Origin of the sequence: Pseudomonas sp. SC11, from assembly GCF_047039205.1 — a bacterium.
Taxonomy (GTDB): domain Bacteria; phylum Pseudomonadota; class Gammaproteobacteria; order Pseudomonadales; family Pseudomonadaceae; genus Aquipseudomonas; species Aquipseudomonas boreofloridensis.
Genome location: NZ_CP178183.1, coordinates 4,583,330 through 4,597,346, shown reverse-complemented (window position 1 = coordinate 4,597,346; position 14,017 = coordinate 4,583,330). Strand labels below are relative to the sequence as shown.

Here is a 14,017-nt window from a genome sequence, read left to right as displayed (position 1 = left end):
GGGCATACTGATGCCTTGTTCCCGGCGTCTTTCAGGATCTGCCTCATGCAATTGGATCGCGCCAGCGGCTGGTTCAGCGGTGTCACTCACTGCCCCTCGCCCAATTTCAACGCCCGTCCCCTCGGCGAGGCGATCTCCCTGCTGGTGATTCACAACATCAGCTTGCCGCCAGCCTGTTTCGGCACCGGCAAAGTCCAACAGTTCTTCCAGAATCGCCTCGATCCCGCCGAGCATCCTTATTTCGACAGCATCGCGCACCTGACCGTATCGGCACACCTGTTCGTCGAACGCGACGGCGCCGTGACCCAGTTCGTGTCGCTGCTCGACCGCGCCTGGCATGCCGGGGTGTCACGTTTCGACGGCCGTGAAGGCTGCAACGACTTTTCCATCGGCATCGAGCTGGAGGGCACCGATACGCTGGCCTACACCGATGCCCAGTACGACGCTCTGGTCCAGCTCTCGCGCCAGATCCGCCAGCGATGGCCGGCGATCGATCTGGAGCGCATCCAGGGTCACAGCGACATTGCGCCGGGGCGCAAGACCGACCCCGGCCCGGCTTTCGACTGGCGGCGTTACCGCGCCGCGCTGAACGAGGATGCGGTATGAGTTTTCTGGTGTTGGTCCTGATCCTCTGGGTCGAGCAGTTCTCGGCGTGGCGCCATCGTCTGCAGCGAGACGGCTTTTTCCTCGCCGAGCTGGCGCGCCTGGAGCGCCGAGGACGCGTGTCGGCCGACTGGAGTCTGGTGCTGCTGGTGCTGGCGCCCGTGCTGCTGCTGGCATTGCTGCTGTACGTGCTGCAGCCAGTGGCCTATGGCTTGCTGGCGCTGCCGGTGCACCTGCTGGTCCTGCTCTACAGCCTCGGTCGCGGCGATACCAAGGCGGCCCTCGGACCGTTTCGCGATGCCTGGCGTCGCGGCGACGAACAGGCCGCCCTGCATGTGGCCGAGCGCGACCTGGGCCTGGCCGCAGACGATCCGCGCGACCTTCTGGTCCGGGTGCAGGGCAACTTGCTGTGGCAGGCCTACCAGAGTTTTTTCGCGGTGATCTTCTGGTATGTCCTGCTGGGGCCGGCCGCGGCGCTCGGCTACCGGTTGCTCGCCCTGAGCGCCGCCCACGCTCATCAGCCCGCGCTCAAAGCGCGTGCGGTGCAATTGCGTCACCTCATGGACTGGCTACCGGTACGGGTGCTGGCGCTGAGTTTCGCGCTGGTCGGCAACTTCGTAGCGGTGACGCGGGTGATGCTGCACGAGTTGCTCAACTGGCACCTCAGTGCCGGGCAACTGATCGCTCGCGTAGGCAGGGTGGCCGACGATATTCCTGAGCAGGAAGAGGCGCAGAGCGCACTGGCGCGTCTGGACAGTCTGTGGGAACTGCTGCTGCGCAGCGCGGTGTTGTGGTATGCCGGGTTCGCCTTGTGGACGGTGCTGCTGTGAGCACTGGGGCGACGCCGGTCAGTCGTCGTGCGGCCAGCCGAACAGCTCGCAGGTGTTGCGGCGGGTAGCGTCGGCCAGCACCTGCGTCTCGACGCCCATGATGTCGGCCAGGGCGCGGGCGATGTCCGGCAGGTGCTCGGGGCTGTTGCGCACGCCTGGGTGCATGACCGGTGCCATGTCCGGCGCGTCCGTTTCCAGGACCAGACTCTCCAGCGGCAGACGCGGCAATGTCTTGCGCAAGCGCAGCGCCTGGGGCCAGGTGGCGGCGCCGCCGAGGCCCAGCTTGAAGCCGAGCTTGATGTACTCACGCGCCTCCTCGGCGCTGCCGGCGAAGGCATGGACGATGCCCGCGCGTGACGGTCTGTAGCGTTTGAGGGTGGCGATCACCTGGGCGTGGCTGCGGCGCACGTGCAGCAAGGCGGGCAGGTCGAAATCGCAGGCCATCTGCAACTGCGCTTCGAACAGCGACTGCTGGCGCGCCTTGTCCAGCGCTGGAAGGTAATAGTCCAGCCCGAATTCGCCGACGGCGCACAGGCGCGGATCGCCGTGCAGGCGCTCCAGCCATTGGCGCAGCTGCGTCAGGTGTTCCGGGCGATGCTGGGCGAGGTACACCGGATGCAGACCCAGCGCCGCGGGCAGGCGCGTGTCATGGCAGGCCAGGTTCCACACCCGTTGCCAGTTTTGCTGATCAACCCCCAGTACCACCATGCGCTCGACGCCGCGCGCCGTCGCGGTGGCCAGCAGGCGCTCGCGGTCGGCGTCGAAGTCGGGAAAGTCCAGGTGGGTGTGGGTGTCGATCAGGCGCATGCTCAGACCGCAATGCGCTGCTTGAAGGTCCGCGCCACCGCGTGCACCCCTGGCGCATAGCGCTTCTGCTCGATGGCGGCCAGCGCCAGTTCCAGGGCAGTGGCGGCGATCTGCCCGTGCTGCTGCGCCATGGCGTTGACCGGCAGCGGCAGGAAGTCCAGCAACTGGTTGTCGCCAAAGGTGCCCAACTGCAATTGCCGGGCTTCGCTGCCGCGTGCCTGAAGGGCATCGAACACGCCCTGCAGCAGCACGTACGAGGTGGTGATCAAGGCGTCGGGCAGGCCGCCCAATTCGTCCAGCAGCGCCTGCATCAGTCGCTGACCGCAGGCGCGGCTGAACGCCTCGCCCTCTTGGCGTCGCACCTCGCCAGCGAAGCCCAGCAAGGCGTCGTCGAAGCCCGCCGCACGGGCCTGACTCACCGACAGTTCCGGGCGTGCGCCGATCAGCGCGATGCTGCGCGGCGCGGTGAGCAGCAAGCTGTCGGTGAGCTGGCGGCTGGCATTGTGGTCGTCGCTGATCACCGAGCAGAAATGCTCGGGGTCCAGGCAGCGGTCGATGGCGATCACCGGCAGGCCCTTGGCCTGCATCTCGCGGTAGCTGTCGTCCTCTGCCGGCAGGCAACTGGCGACGAACAGCGCGTCGCAGCGGCGGGCGCGGAACAACTGCTGCAACTGACGTTCGCTTTCGGGCTGGTCGTCGCTGCTGGCAATCAGCAACTGATAGCCACGGGCACGCGCGCCTTGCTCCAGTTGCTTGGCGATGCGCGCATAGCTGGGGTTTTCCAGGTCCGGCAAGATGAAGCCGAGAGTCCGCGTGTGACGGCTGCGCAGGCCGGCAGCCTGGGGATTGGGTGTGAAGTCATGGGCTGCGACGACGGCGCGCACCCGCTCGACGGTGGCGCTGCTGATGCGCTGCTGTTCGGCCTTGCCGTTGATGACATAGCTGGCAGTGGTCACGGAGACACCGGCCAGACGTGCGATATCGCTGAGTTTCACCGCATTTTCCTTGTTATTACCGAGGCAGTCGGAGACGCGTGGTGAGGTAGTCTTACCCGCAATTGTGTCCAAGTGCAGGCGACCATTGTCGCAATTGTTCCGACAAACTGGGGCTTTTTCCCACGCAGATTATCGAGTAACGTGGCGGCCTCGTCAGATTAAACGTTTCAGCATCCATTAATTGGGGTCTGCCCTGAAAGCCCCAGGATGAAAAATACGTTGAATCCCACAACAATAACCTCAGTTCCCGACTGCGGGTACTGCAAAAGGAGAGGGTCATGCTCGAGCTCGCCAATGAGCAGATAGCCATGGGCCAGATGGCCGTCGACAAAGCGTCGGCGCTGCGCCTGCTCGCGGACCGGTTGGTCGCCGATGGTCTGGTCGCCGAGGGATACCTCGACGGGTTGCAGGCCCGCGAGGCGCAAGGTTCCACCTTTCTCGGTCAGGGCATCGCCATTCCCCATGGCACGCCGCAGACCCGCGACCTGGTGTTCGCCACCGGTGTACGTCTCTTGCAGTTTCCCGACGGCGTCGACTGGGGCGACGGTCAGATCGTCTACCTTGCCATCGGCATCGCCGCGCGCTCGGACGAGCACTTGCGCCTGCTGCAACTGCTCACCCGTGCCTTGGGTGAAACCGACCTGGCCGAGGCGCTGCGACGCGCCAGTTCCGCCGACGCGCTGCTCAAGCTGTTGCAGGGCGCACCACGCGAACTGGAACTGGACGCCCAACTGATCAGCCTGAACCTGCCCGCTGACGACTTCGACGAACTGGCCTGGCGCGGCGCTCGCCTGCTGCAACGCGCAGGGTGTGTGGACAGTGGCTTTGCCGCGCTGCTGCAACAGGCCGAGCCGCTGCCGCTGGGCGAGGGCTTGTGGTGGTTGCACAGCGAGCGCGAGGTGCTGCAACCGGGGCTGGCCTTCGTGACCCCGCAGCAGCCCTTGCGCCACCGCGACCAGCCGCTCAATGGCCTGTTCTGCCTGGCCAGTCTAGGCGCTGCACACCAGGCGTTGCTCGAGCGCCTGTGCCAGGTGCTCATCGAAGGTCGGGGTCAGACCCTCTACCAGGCCACCAGCAGCCGTGATGTGCTTCAGGTGCTGGGCGGCGAGGTGCCAGCCGATTGGCCCAGTGTCCGGGTGATGCTGGCCAACCCTCACGGTTTGCATGCGCGCCCCGCCAAGGTACTGGCGCAGTTGGCCAAAGGGTTCGACGGCGAGATCCGTATCCGTGTGACCGACAGCGGTCAGGCTGGCGTTTCGGTCAAGAGCCTGAGCCGCCTGTTGTCCCTGGGCGCCCGCCGGGGACAGGAACTGGAGCTGATCGCCGAGCCGAGCATCGCCGCCGACGCGCTGCCGGTGCTGCTGGCGGCCATCGAGCAAGGCCTGGGCGAGGACGTCGAGCCGCTGCCGAGCACGCCTGAGCTTGCCCCGCAGCCCGTACCCGAAACCCTCCAGGCGCCGCTGCCGGGCACTCAAGTGCAGGGTGTCGGTGCGGCGCCGGGTATCGCCAGCGGCCCGGCCCACGTGCGCGTCGAACGCGAGATCGACTACCCACTGCGCGGCGAATCCTGCGCCCAGGAGCGCGCGCGTCTGCGCGCTGCCTTGGCTGCGGTTAACGATGAGTTGCAGGCGCTGGTACAGCGCAGCGACAAGGCCATCGCGGAGATTTTCGTCACCCACCAGGAAATGCTCGCCGATCCGGCCCTGACCGACGAAGTGGATCAGCGCCTGACCCAGGGTGAGAGCGCCGCAGCGGCCTGGATGACGGTGATCGAGGCTGCCGCCAGCCAGCAGGAAGCCCTGCGCGATGCGTTGCTGGCCGAGCGCGCTGCCGACCTGCGCGATGTCGGCCGGCGGGTGTTGGCCCAGTTGTGCGGCGTGACCGAGCAGGCTGAGCCGCAGCAGCCCTACGTGCTGGTCATGGCCGAAGTCGGGCCGTCCGACGTGGCGCGCCTGGACCCGCAGCGGGTCGCCGGTATCGTCACCGCCCATGGCGGCGCCACCGCCCACAGCGCCATTGTCGCCCGCGCCCTGGGCATTCCTGCCGTGGTCGGTGCGGGCGCAGCGATCCTGTTGCTCGAGCCCGGCACGGCGTTGCTCCTCGATGGCCAGCGCGGCAAGGTCAGCGTGGCGCCGCCGGCCGACGAGTTGCAGCGTGCGCTGGCCGAGCGCGACCAGCGCGAGCAACGCTTGCAGGCGGCCTGGAGTCAGCGTCACGCGCCGGCAGTGACCCGTGACGGCCATGCCCTCGAAGTGTTCGCCAACATCGGCGACAGCAGCGGCATCGACAAAGTGGTCGAACAGGGCGCCGAAGGCGTCGGTCTGCTGCGCACCGAACTGATCTTCATGGCCCATCCGCAAGTGCCGGACGTGGCCACCCAGGAAGCCGAGTACCGCCGGGTGCTCGATGGCCTGCAAGGGCGTCCCCTGGTGGTGCGCACCCTCGATGTGGGGGGCGACAAGCCGCTGCCGTACTGGCCCATCGCCGCCGAGGACAATCCGTTTCTAGGCGTGCGCGGGGTGCGCTTGACCCTGCAGCGTCCGCAGGTGATGGAAGACCAGTTGCGCGCACTGCTGCAGGCCGCCGACGACCGACCGCTGCGCATCATGTTCCCGATGGTCGGGCAGATGCACGAATGGCGAGCGGCCAAGGCTATGGTCGAGCGCCTGCGCCAGGACATCCCAGTGGCCGACCTGCAGGTGGGCATCATGATCGAAGTGCCCTCGGCGGCGCTGCTGGCCCCGCAACTGGCTCGCGAAGTGGATTTCTTCAGCATCGGCACCAACGACCTGACCCAGTACACCCTGGCCATCGACCGTGGCCATTCGAGCCTGTCGGCCCAGGCTGATGGCCTGCACCCGGCCGTGCTGCAACTGATCGACATGACCGTGCGCGCCGCCCATGCCGAAGGCAAGTGGGTGGGCGTGTGCGGCGAGCTGGCCGCCGACCCGCAAGCGGTGTCGGTGCTGCTGGGGCTGGCGGTCGATGAACTCAGCGTTTCGCCGCGCAGCATCGCCGAAGTCAAGGCCCTGGTCCGCCAGGCCGATTACTCGACGGCCTGCGCCCTGGCGCGCGAGGCCTTGCAACAAGACAGCGCCGAGGCAGTACGGGCGCTGGTGGAGCGTTATTGAATGGCCAAGATTCTCACCCTGACCCTCAACCCGGCGCTGGACCTCACCGTCAGCGTCGAGCGCCTGCGCATCGGTGCGGTCAATCGCGCCACGGAGCAGCGTTGCCACGCCGCTGGCAAGGGCCTGAACGTGGCCCAGGTGCTGGCTGATCTCGGCCACCAGATCACCGTCGGCGGCTTTCTCGGGCGCGACAATCCGCAGCCTTTCGAGGCGCTGATTGCCCAGCGCGGTTTTGTCGACGCGTTCGTACGCGTGGACGGTGAAACCCGCACCAACCTCAAGTTGGTCGAAGCGGACGGGCAAGTCACCGACGTCAATGGGCAAGGACCGCAGGTGGATGCAACTGCCCAGGCCGAGCTGCTCGAACGCCTGGCCGCGCTGGCGGGCGAACATGCGCTGGTGGTGGTGGCGGGCAGTCTGCCGCGCGGTATCAGCCCGCAGTGGTTCACTCACCTGCTGGAGCAACTGAAGTCGCAAGGGCTGAAGGTGGTGCTGGACACCAGCGGCGAGGCCCTGCGTGCCGGTCTTCAGGCAGCGCCCTGGCTGATCAAGCCCAACACCGACGAGTTGGCTGAACTGACGGGCAGTGGCGTCGAAGACTTCACCGCTCAGCAGACGGCGGCCCAGCGTCTGCTCGGCAGCGGCGTCGGCCACGTGGTGGTGTCCCAGGGCGCCCAAGGCGTGAACTGGTTCAGCGCCGAGCGCACCCTGCATGCCCAGCCGCCCAAGGTCAGCGTCGCCAGTACCGTGGGCGCGGGCGACTCGCTGGTCGCCGGTATGGTGCACGGGCTGCTACTGGGCGAAGACGCCGGCCAGACCCTGTGCCGCGCCACCGCCATCGCCGCCCAGGCGGTGACCCAGGTTGGCTTCGGGATCACTGATCGCGAGCAACTCGCGCAGTTGGAGGCCGCCGTGCAACTGACCGAACAACAACAAGAGGCTCGCCGATGAACATCGCGATCGTCACCGCCTGCCCGAATGGCCAGGTGTCGAGTGTATTGAGTGCGCGCCTGCTGGCGGCGGCAGCGCAGCGTCGAGGCTGGAGCACCAGCGTCGAGGTGTGGGATGCCGACCATCCCGAGCGACGCCTGAGTGCGGCGCAGATCGCCGAGGCTGACTGGGTGCTGGTGGTCAGCACCGGGACCGTGGACCTCAGCCGCTTCGTCGGCAAGCGCCTGTTCCAGAGCACGCCGGCCCAGGCCTTGGCTGACCGGGAAAACTTCCTCGACGACGCGGCGGCCAAGGCCCAGGTGCTGGAGCACAGCGTCGCTGCCGAGCCTGCGCACGTCCATGCCGCGCCGCGTATCGTCGCCGTCACCGCCTGCCCGACTGGCGTGGCGCACACCTTCATGGCTGCCGAAGCGCTGCAGCAAGCGGCGCGCGACCTGGGCTACGACTTCAATGTCGAGACCCAGGGCTCGGTCGGTGCACGCAATCCGCTGTCGGCCGAGGCCATCGCCCAGGCCGACGTGGTGCTGTTGGCCGCCGACATCGAAGTGCCCACCGCGCGCTTTGCCGGCAAGCGCATCTATCGCTGCGGCACCGGTATCGCCTTGAAACAGGCACGCGCCACGCTGGACAAGGCGTTGGCCGAGGGGCGTGTCGAAACGGCTGACGCCGCCAGCGCCCAGGCGCCGGCCAAGGGCGAGAAGGCTGGGGTGTACAAGCACTTGCTGACGGGCGTGTCGTTCATGCTGCCGATGGTGGTGGCCGGTGGTCTGTTGATCGCCTTGTCGTTCGTCTTCGGCATCGAAGCCTACAAAGAGGCAGGCACCTTGCCTGCCGCGCTGATGCAGATCGGCGGCGAAGCGGCGTTCAAGCTGATGGTGCCGATGCTGGCCGGCTACATTGCCTGGTCCATCGCCGACCGTCCGGGCCTGGCGCCGGGCATGATCGGTGGGCTGCTGGCCAGCACCTTGGGCGCGGGCTTCATCGGCGGTATCGTCGCCGGCTTCCTGGCCGGTTACAGCGCCAAGGCGATCAGCCGCTGGGCGCGCCTGCCCAGCAGCCTGGAAGCGCTCAAACCGATCCTGATCATTCCGCTGCTGGCCAGCCTATTCACAGGCCTGGTGATGATCTACGTGGTCGGTCATCCGGTGGCGGCAATGCTCGAAGGGCTGACGCGCTTTCTCGACAGTATGGGCACCACCAACGCCATCCTGCTCGGCCTGCTGCTGGGCGGCATGATGTGCGTGGACTTGGGCGGGCCGATCAACAAAGCGGCCTATGCCTTCTCGGTCGGGCTGCTGGCCTCGTCCAGCTACGCGCCAATGGCCGCGACCATGGCGGCGGGCATGGTGCCGCCGATCGGCCTGGGTCTGGCAACCTTCCTGGCGCGGCGCAAGTTCGCCCAGAGCGAGCGCGAGGCGGGCAAGGCGGCGTTGGTTCTGGGGTTGTGCTTCATTTCCGAAGGGGCGATCCCGTTCGCGGCCAAAGACCCGTTGCGGGTGATCCCGGCGAGCATCGCCGGCGGCGCGCTGACCGGTGCGCTGTCGATGTACTTCGGCTGCAAGCTCATGGCGCCGCACGGCGGGTTGTTCGTGCTGCTGATTCCCAACGCCATCAACCATGCCCTGCTGTACCTGCTGGCGATCGTGGCCGGCAGTGTGGTGACGGCCGTGGTCTATGCGCTGCTCAAGAAGCGTGAACAAGCGGAGTTGGTGGTGGCGCCTGCGTCGGTCAACTGACCGACATTCAACCGCGCCGTTTGGCGCGCAACGGCGTCAACAGATCGCCCAGGCCGTTGTGGTCGATCTCGTGCATCAAGGCCAGCAGCCCGCCCAGTTCCCCGGGCGGGAAGCCTTTGCGGGCGAACCAGGCCAGGTAGTCACCTGGCAGGTCGGCGATGAGTCGGCCTTGATACTTGCCGAATGGCATGGAGCGAGTGACCAACAGTTGCAAGAGTTCGGGGTTCATCTGTGCGGCCCGTTGCGCTGAAAACCCGACCATACAGTATTCGGCTCACCCTGCAATCTGCACGAGCCCCTAAGCGGCGATCATGCAGAACGCTGCAGTCGTGAAATGAGCCTTTAATTTCAACTTATTGAAATTAAAGGATTTATTTTTATCCTTCGACTTGGCACGAAGGCTGCTCTCTTCTTGGGGGACTATCACCTGCCAAGGAGTTACGCCATGAGCAACCCGAACAAAGACGTGATCGACGTACTGAACAACCTGATCGAGTACAGCAAAGACGGCGAGAAGGGTTTCAAGGAATCGGCCGATGATGTCAAGAATCCTCAACTGAAGGCATTCTTCAAACAACGCGAAACGGACTGCGCCCAGGCTGCACGCGAGCTGCAAGCCGAGGTGCGTCACCTGGGCGGGGATCCGGAAACCTCCACCAGCTTCAGCGGCGACCTTCACCGTGGTTGGCTGAACCTGAAATCGATGTTCACCGGCAAAGACGAAGAAGCCGTGCTGAACACCGTCGAAGAGGGCGAGGACCATGCGCTCAAGGCTTACAAAGAAGCCCGTGAAAAGCTGGTCAAGCTCAACAATGCCAACGCACACAATGCGTTGACTTTGGTCGACGGCCAGTTGCAAGGCGTGCAGCGTAACCACGACAAAGTCAAGACTCTGCGCAATGCTGCCCGCGCCAAGTCTTAAATAGCGGGTCCCTCTACCCGGTTGCGGCCATTGGCTTTGGCCCGGTAGAGCGCTTCATCGGCGGCACCCAGCACCCTGGTCAGGTCGTGCTGGGTGCCGGCTTCATGTAGGCCGATGCCGATACTCACGGTGATCGGTCGCTCGTCGCCGCCGAAAGGGGGCAACGCTTCCACGCTCAGGCGGATACGCTCTGCCAACAGCCGCGCACCGGCCAATTCAGTTTCTGGCAACACCACCTGAAACTCCTCACCCCCATACCGCGCTGCCAGGTCTGCCGGACGGCGGATGCTCAACTCTATAGTGCGCGCCACCTCACGCAGGGCATGGTCGCCACCGGCGTGACCATGGCGCTGGTTGAACGCCTTGAAATGATCCACATCGACCATCAGCACCGCCAACGGCGTGCGGTTGCGCTGGGCACGAGCCCATTCCTGACGCAGCACCTGATCCAGCCGCCTGCGGTTGGCCAGGCCGGTCAGGCTATCGGTGGCGGCCAGGGTGGCAAGGCCTTGCTCGGCATGATGGCGGCGGCGCAATTCGCGTCCTAGCAGCAGCGTGAGCCAGAGAATGCCCAGGCACAGCACGCCGGTGGCCAAGCCGACGATGATCGCCGTACGCCGCCAGGCCTGGAAGACTTCGCTGGAGGAGTGCGCCACCAGTACGATCAAGGGCAGATCGCCTACACGGGCGAAGGTGTACATGCGCTGTTCGTCGAACAATTCCGAATGGGCGCTGAAGCTGCCGCTGTGCTCTTGCAGGATGCGCTGGAAATTCGGTTGCTGGCTGAAGTCGCCGCCGATGGCCGGTTGTCCAGGCCCAAGGGGCTCTCGTGCAAGCAAGTGGCCGCTGGTGTTGAGCAGGTTGATGCTGCTGTGCTCGCCGATGTCCAGGCGCTGGAACAATTCGCTGAAGTACGACAGGCGCAGAGCGCCGGTCGCCAGGCCCGCGAACTCGCCATTGGCGCCTGAAATGCGTCGGCTGAAACTGATGCACCAATCCAGATCGCCCAGCCTGGCCTTGAACGGCGGCCCGATGAGCAGCCCGAGGTTGGGGTGGTCGCGATGCGCCTTGAACACGCCGGTATCAGCGAAATTGGCTTTGCGCGGGACCAGGCTGGTGGAGTCTCCGACCACATTGCCTTGCTCGTCCAGCCACAGCACATCGCCACGGCTCTGATCGACCAGCGCTGGGTTGAACAGCAGCCGATGCCGCATGGTACTCGGCACTTGCGCCAGATCCTTGGGTCCCACCGCCCAGATGAGCTCCTTGAGCGACTGGTCGTAGAGCTCCGCGTTATTAAGGATATCGCTCTCGATCAACTGGACGATGTTGCTCGACGCGCGGATCGACGATTGCTCGACGCTGTCCCGTTCACGGCCCAGCAAGTAACTGACGATGCCGACTATCGCGAGCACGGCGAGGCAACTGCCCAGATTGAGGATCAGTTCGGGGTGAGGCCTGGAGAGGGTGGGGCGCGGGATTCGAGTGTGCGACATCAGGCTCGCGACTGCATAAGCCCCTCTTGCCGTGAGGGTCGGGCTATCAAGCGGCGGCGACAGTGTAGGCAAGTGGCTATTGTCGGACAAGACAGTCTGTCGCAAATGCGCGCTTCATGCGCGCCAGGCGAGCGGTGCTGGGCGAACGGGCAGAAGGCTGCCCGTTCGGAGAGTGGACGGTTGCCGCTCAGAACATCGCGAGCGGGTAATCGACGATCAGCCGGATCTCGTCATTGTCGTTGTCCACCGCCGAGTAGCCTCGGCTGCCCCGGTGGCTGGCGTAGCGCAGCAGTAGCGAGAGGTCCTTGAACTGGCCTTCCTGGAATACGTATTTAACGTCCAGATCGCGCTCCCAGTGACGTGCATCCTTGCCCTCGGCGTTGTACCACTGGCCGTAGCCGACGCTCTCCGGATTGGCCCGAGTGAGGTCCAGTTTGCCTCGCGAATACGACAGCGAAGTGCTGAGCCCTGGCAGTCCGAGCCCGGCAAAATCATAGTCATATTGCAGTTTCCAAGAGCGCTCGCCCGGCCCATTGAAGTCCGAATACATGCGCGAGTTATCCAGGAAGATGCTGTCGCCTTGGTTGATGTAGTCGAAGGGCGTGTTGCCGTTGACCTGCTGGTAGGCCGTGGTGACGCTGTGGTATCCGCTTGCCACGGTGAAATGCAGGCTGTAGGTCGTGTTGTTGATCTTGCCCAATTTGGCCTGACCGGTGTCCTGGGTGCGATAGAGGTGCACGCCGGGGTTCAGGCTGAGGCTGTCGTTAACCACATAGGTGTAGTCCAAGTCGGCGTAGTACTGGTGCCAGATGTCCTTGAGTTCGGCGGCATAGAGGTTGGCGGTGAGGTGCGGGCTGTCGCTCCAGGCAGCGCCAGCCCAAGACAGGTACTGGCTATGCTGATCGTCCGCACGCTGGCTGTAGTTGGTGTCGATACGTCGATGGCCGCTCTGGTTGTACGGCTTGGTGAAACTGACTCGCCCGCCTTCGAGCAGCAGCCCGTCGAGGCTGGTGTTGCGTAGCGTCACGCCGCGGAAGGTCTGCGCCAGCAGGTAACTTTCGCCACCCGCAATCACCGGGTTTGAGATAAACAGGTCGCCTGCCTTGAGTTCGGTATCGAATCCTGTGAGCTTCACTGCCGCGCCCGCACTGGAGAAGTGGGTTGGCGCGGCGCCCAACGCGTCTTCGTTCTTTTGCCGCGTAGGCAGCAGATCGGTGCCGGCATGTCCGCCGCCGCCGTCGAGTTTCACACCGAGCATGCCGTAGGCGTCGACGCCCACACCAATGAGTCCGGGCGTATAACCCGACTCAAAGCGGGCAATCGCCCCTTGTGCCCATTCGCGATTGTCCCGCACGCCACGGTCGAGCTGGTTGCGGTGGTAATAGGCATTGCGAAAATGCAGGTTCAGCGATGAGCCCTCGACGAAACCCGCGACGTGTTCATCGGCATGACTGTGGTGCGAAATCATTGCGCAAAGTGCAATGAATAGAGGCGTCAGACGAAAAGTGAAAGGCATTGATGACTGCTCCTTTGCTCGAACGGCGGGCAGTCTCTCACTATTCAATTCGAAAGTTCCGAGGAAAGGGCTCGACAACCTGAAGGAAATTTCCAGCACGTGGACATGCCGTTGCTAGGCAACGGCCAAACGGCAGCCGGCCGGGCCGTGTGGGGGCTGCTTGAGGCCCGGCCGTGAACGCGCGGGTGCGCACGCGGTGATACGTCAGCTGTCGGCCCGGCCGTCTTCGATGACCTTCGCGGCCGTCTGCTGTGCATCTTTTCCGGCATTCTGCTGCTGCGCGGCGTAGCCGTCCTGCGACTGCTGCAGGCTCGTCGCGATCTCTGCATTGCGGGCAACGAAGGCCGGTGATTCCTCCGCCATGGCCAGGGGCGACAACAACAGGGACGACAGAACGAAGACGCTGGCAATACCCATACTGTTGGACATTTGAAACTACCTTCTTGCGTGGCAAGTGTGAATTGGGACAGCGCTAAGTTAGTCCTGTGGAGGCCGCTGAAACAGCACTCAACAAGAGAATCACTCTTGTATTAAACGTAACTATAAGTCGCTAAAACTTCGCCAACATCGCTGAAAACGTCTGGGTTGAGCGCCTGCCTTCATTTCCCGGCGCGTGGGCGCCAATGCCGTGGGTGGCCACCTGCCAGTTGGTTGCCGTGGATCAATGTTCCCGCAGCGGTTGCCCCTAGAGTCGAGCACCCTGCCGATTGTCCCGACGATGCTGAGAGCCTGCGATGAAGTGCAATGTGCCCATAACCGGTCGAGCCGTGGATTATCCGGCCGATGCCAACATTCTTTCGACCACCGACCTGGACAGCGTCATTACCTACGCCAATGACGACTTCGTGCGCATCAGTGGTTTTTCCCGTGACGAACTGCTGGGACAACCGCATCACGTCGTGCGCCATCCCGACATGCCGGCGCTGGCGTTCGAGCAGATGTGGCGAGCCCTGAAGTCGGGACGTTCGTGGATGGGCTTGGTGAAGAACCGCTGCCGTAATGGCGACCATTACTGGGTCAGTGCCTTCGT

The 14,017-nt window shown here is 64.7% G+C and carries 12 protein-coding genes and 1 pseudogene; 7 read left to right on the top strand and 6 right to left on the bottom strand.

Going from position 1 to position 14,017, the window contains the following annotated elements; genetic code table 11:
• Positions 1-45: 45 nt before the first annotated feature.
• Together ampD and ampE are read left to right on the top strand one after the other, a co-directional pair.
• On the top strand, positions 46-606 hold the full coding sequence (gene ampD / locus ACK2SD_RS20540; RefSeq protein WP_412460709.1) for a 1,6-anhydro-N-acetylmuramyl-L-alanine amidase AmpD: 561 nt from the start codon (positions 46-48) through the stop codon (positions 604-606).
• Positions 603-1,433, top strand: a complete 831-nt coding sequence (gene ampE / locus ACK2SD_RS20535) for a regulatory signaling modulator protein AmpE (RefSeq protein WP_039575334.1) — start codon at positions 603-605, stop codon at positions 1,431-1,433. Before ampD ends, ampE begins: the two co-directional genes overlap by 4 nt.
• A gap of 18 nt (positions 1,434-1,451) precedes the next feature.
• On the opposite strand, the gene ACK2SD_RS20530 is transcribed toward ampE, so the two are convergent.
• Together ACK2SD_RS20530 and cra are read right to left on the bottom strand one after the other, a co-directional pair.
• On the bottom strand, positions 1,452-2,240 hold the full coding sequence (locus ACK2SD_RS20530; RefSeq protein ID WP_412460708.1) for a TatD family hydrolase: 789 nt from the start codon (positions 2,238-2,240) through the stop codon (positions 1,452-1,454).
• 2 nt (positions 2,241-2,242) lie between these two features.
• Positions 2,243-3,235: a catabolite repressor/activator gene (gene cra, locus ACK2SD_RS20525; RefSeq protein ID WP_342649685.1), complete on the bottom strand. Its 993-nt coding sequence runs from the start codon at positions 3,233-3,235 to the stop codon at positions 2,243-2,245.
• A gap of 278 nt (positions 3,236-3,513) precedes the next feature.
• On the opposite strand from cra, the gene ptsP reads away from it, so the two are divergent.
• Genes ptsP through ACK2SD_RS20510 form a run of 3 tightly spaced genes read left to right on the top strand, consistent with a single transcriptional unit; the run spans position 3,514 to position 9,053 of the window.
• Positions 3,514-6,366: a phosphoenolpyruvate--protein phosphotransferase gene (gene ptsP, locus ACK2SD_RS20520; RefSeq protein WP_412460707.1), complete on the top strand. Its 2,853-nt coding sequence runs from the start codon at positions 3,514-3,516 to the stop codon at positions 6,364-6,366.
• Complete coding sequence (gene pfkB, locus ACK2SD_RS20515; protein WP_412460706.1) at positions 6,367-7,317, top strand: 1-phosphofructokinase; 951 nt, start codon at positions 6,367-6,369, stop codon at positions 7,315-7,317.
• A complete protein-coding gene (locus ACK2SD_RS20510) occupies positions 7,314-9,053 on the top strand; it encodes a PTS fructose-like transporter subunit IIB (protein WP_317870737.1) in 1,740 nt (579 codons plus the stop codon). Before pfkB ends, ACK2SD_RS20510 begins: the two co-directional genes overlap by 4 nt.
• A gap of 7 nt (positions 9,054-9,060) precedes the next feature.
• Here the strand turns inward: ACK2SD_RS20510 and ACK2SD_RS20505 are convergent, their stop codons facing one another.
• Positions 9,061-9,282, bottom strand: a complete 222-nt coding sequence (locus tag ACK2SD_RS20505) for a putative quorum-sensing-regulated virulence factor (protein ID WP_029614599.1) — start codon at positions 9,280-9,282, stop codon at positions 9,061-9,063.
• Between the two features lie 216 nt (positions 9,283-9,498).
• Between ACK2SD_RS20505 and ACK2SD_RS20500 the strand changes: the two genes are divergently transcribed.
• Positions 9,499-9,975: a ferritin-like domain-containing protein gene (locus tag ACK2SD_RS20500; protein WP_412460705.1), complete on the top strand. Its 477-nt coding sequence runs from the start codon at positions 9,499-9,501 to the stop codon at positions 9,973-9,975.
• Here the strand turns inward: ACK2SD_RS20500 and ACK2SD_RS20495 are convergent.
• From ACK2SD_RS20495 to ACK2SD_RS20485, 3 genes are all read right to left on the bottom strand, one after another.
• Complete coding sequence (locus tag ACK2SD_RS20495; protein ID WP_412460704.1) at positions 9,972-11,471, bottom strand: diguanylate cyclase; 1,500 nt, start codon at positions 11,469-11,471, stop codon at positions 9,972-9,974. The genes ACK2SD_RS20500 and ACK2SD_RS20495 overlap by 4 nt on opposite strands.
• Positions 11,472-11,658: 187 nt before the next feature.
• Positions 11,659-12,987, bottom strand: coding sequence for an OprD family porin (locus ACK2SD_RS20490; protein WP_412460703.1), 1,329 nt, complete (start codon positions 12,985-12,987; stop codon positions 11,659-11,661).
• A 204-nt stretch (positions 12,988-13,191) separates the two neighbouring features.
• On the bottom strand, positions 13,192-13,416 hold the full coding sequence (locus ACK2SD_RS20485) for a hypothetical protein (protein ID WP_412460702.1): 225 nt from the start codon (positions 13,414-13,416) through the stop codon (positions 13,192-13,194).
• Positions 13,417-13,721: 305 nt separating this feature from the next.
• Between ACK2SD_RS20485 and ACK2SD_RS20480 the strand changes: the two are divergent.
• A pseudogene (locus ACK2SD_RS20480) lies at positions 13,722-14,003 on the top strand (PAS domain-containing protein); the annotation flags it as partial.
• Between the last annotated feature and the right edge of the window lie 14 nt (positions 14,004-14,017).

Coding starts and splice junctions, on each gene's coding strand:
- ampD (WP_412460709.1), top strand. CDS start 46: ATGCAATTGGATCGCGCCAGCGGCTGGTTCAGCGGTGTCACTCACTGC.
- ampE (WP_039575334.1), top strand. CDS start 603: ATGAGTTTTCTGGTGTTGGTCCTGATCCTCTGGGTCGAGCAGTTCTCG.
- ACK2SD_RS20530 (WP_412460708.1), bottom strand. CDS start 2,240: ATGCGCCTGATCGACACCCACACCCACCTGGACTTTCCCGACTTCGAC.
- ptsP (WP_412460707.1), top strand. CDS start 3,514: ATGCTCGAGCTCGCCAATGAGCAGATAGCCATGGGCCAGATGGCCGTC.
- pfkB (WP_412460706.1), top strand. CDS start 6,367: ATGGCCAAGATTCTCACCCTGACCCTCAACCCGGCGCTGGACCTCACC.
- ACK2SD_RS20510 (WP_317870737.1), top strand. CDS start 7,314: ATGAACATCGCGATCGTCACCGCCTGCCCGAATGGCCAGGTGTCGAGT.
- ACK2SD_RS20505 (WP_029614599.1), bottom strand. CDS start 9,282: ATGAACCCCGAACTCTTGCAACTGTTGGTCACTCGCTCCATGCCATTC.
- ACK2SD_RS20500 (WP_412460705.1), top strand. CDS start 9,499: ATGAGCAACCCGAACAAAGACGTGATCGACGTACTGAACAACCTGATC.
- ACK2SD_RS20495 (WP_412460704.1), bottom strand. CDS start 11,471: ATGTCGCACACTCGAATCCCGCGCCCCACCCTCTCCAGGCCTCACCCC.
- ACK2SD_RS20490 (WP_412460703.1), bottom strand. CDS start 12,987: ATGCCTTTCACTTTTCGTCTGACGCCTCTATTCATTGCACTTTGCGCA.
- ACK2SD_RS20485 (WP_412460702.1), bottom strand. CDS start 13,416: ATGTCCAACAGTATGGGTATTGCCAGCGTCTTCGTTCTGTCGTCCCTG.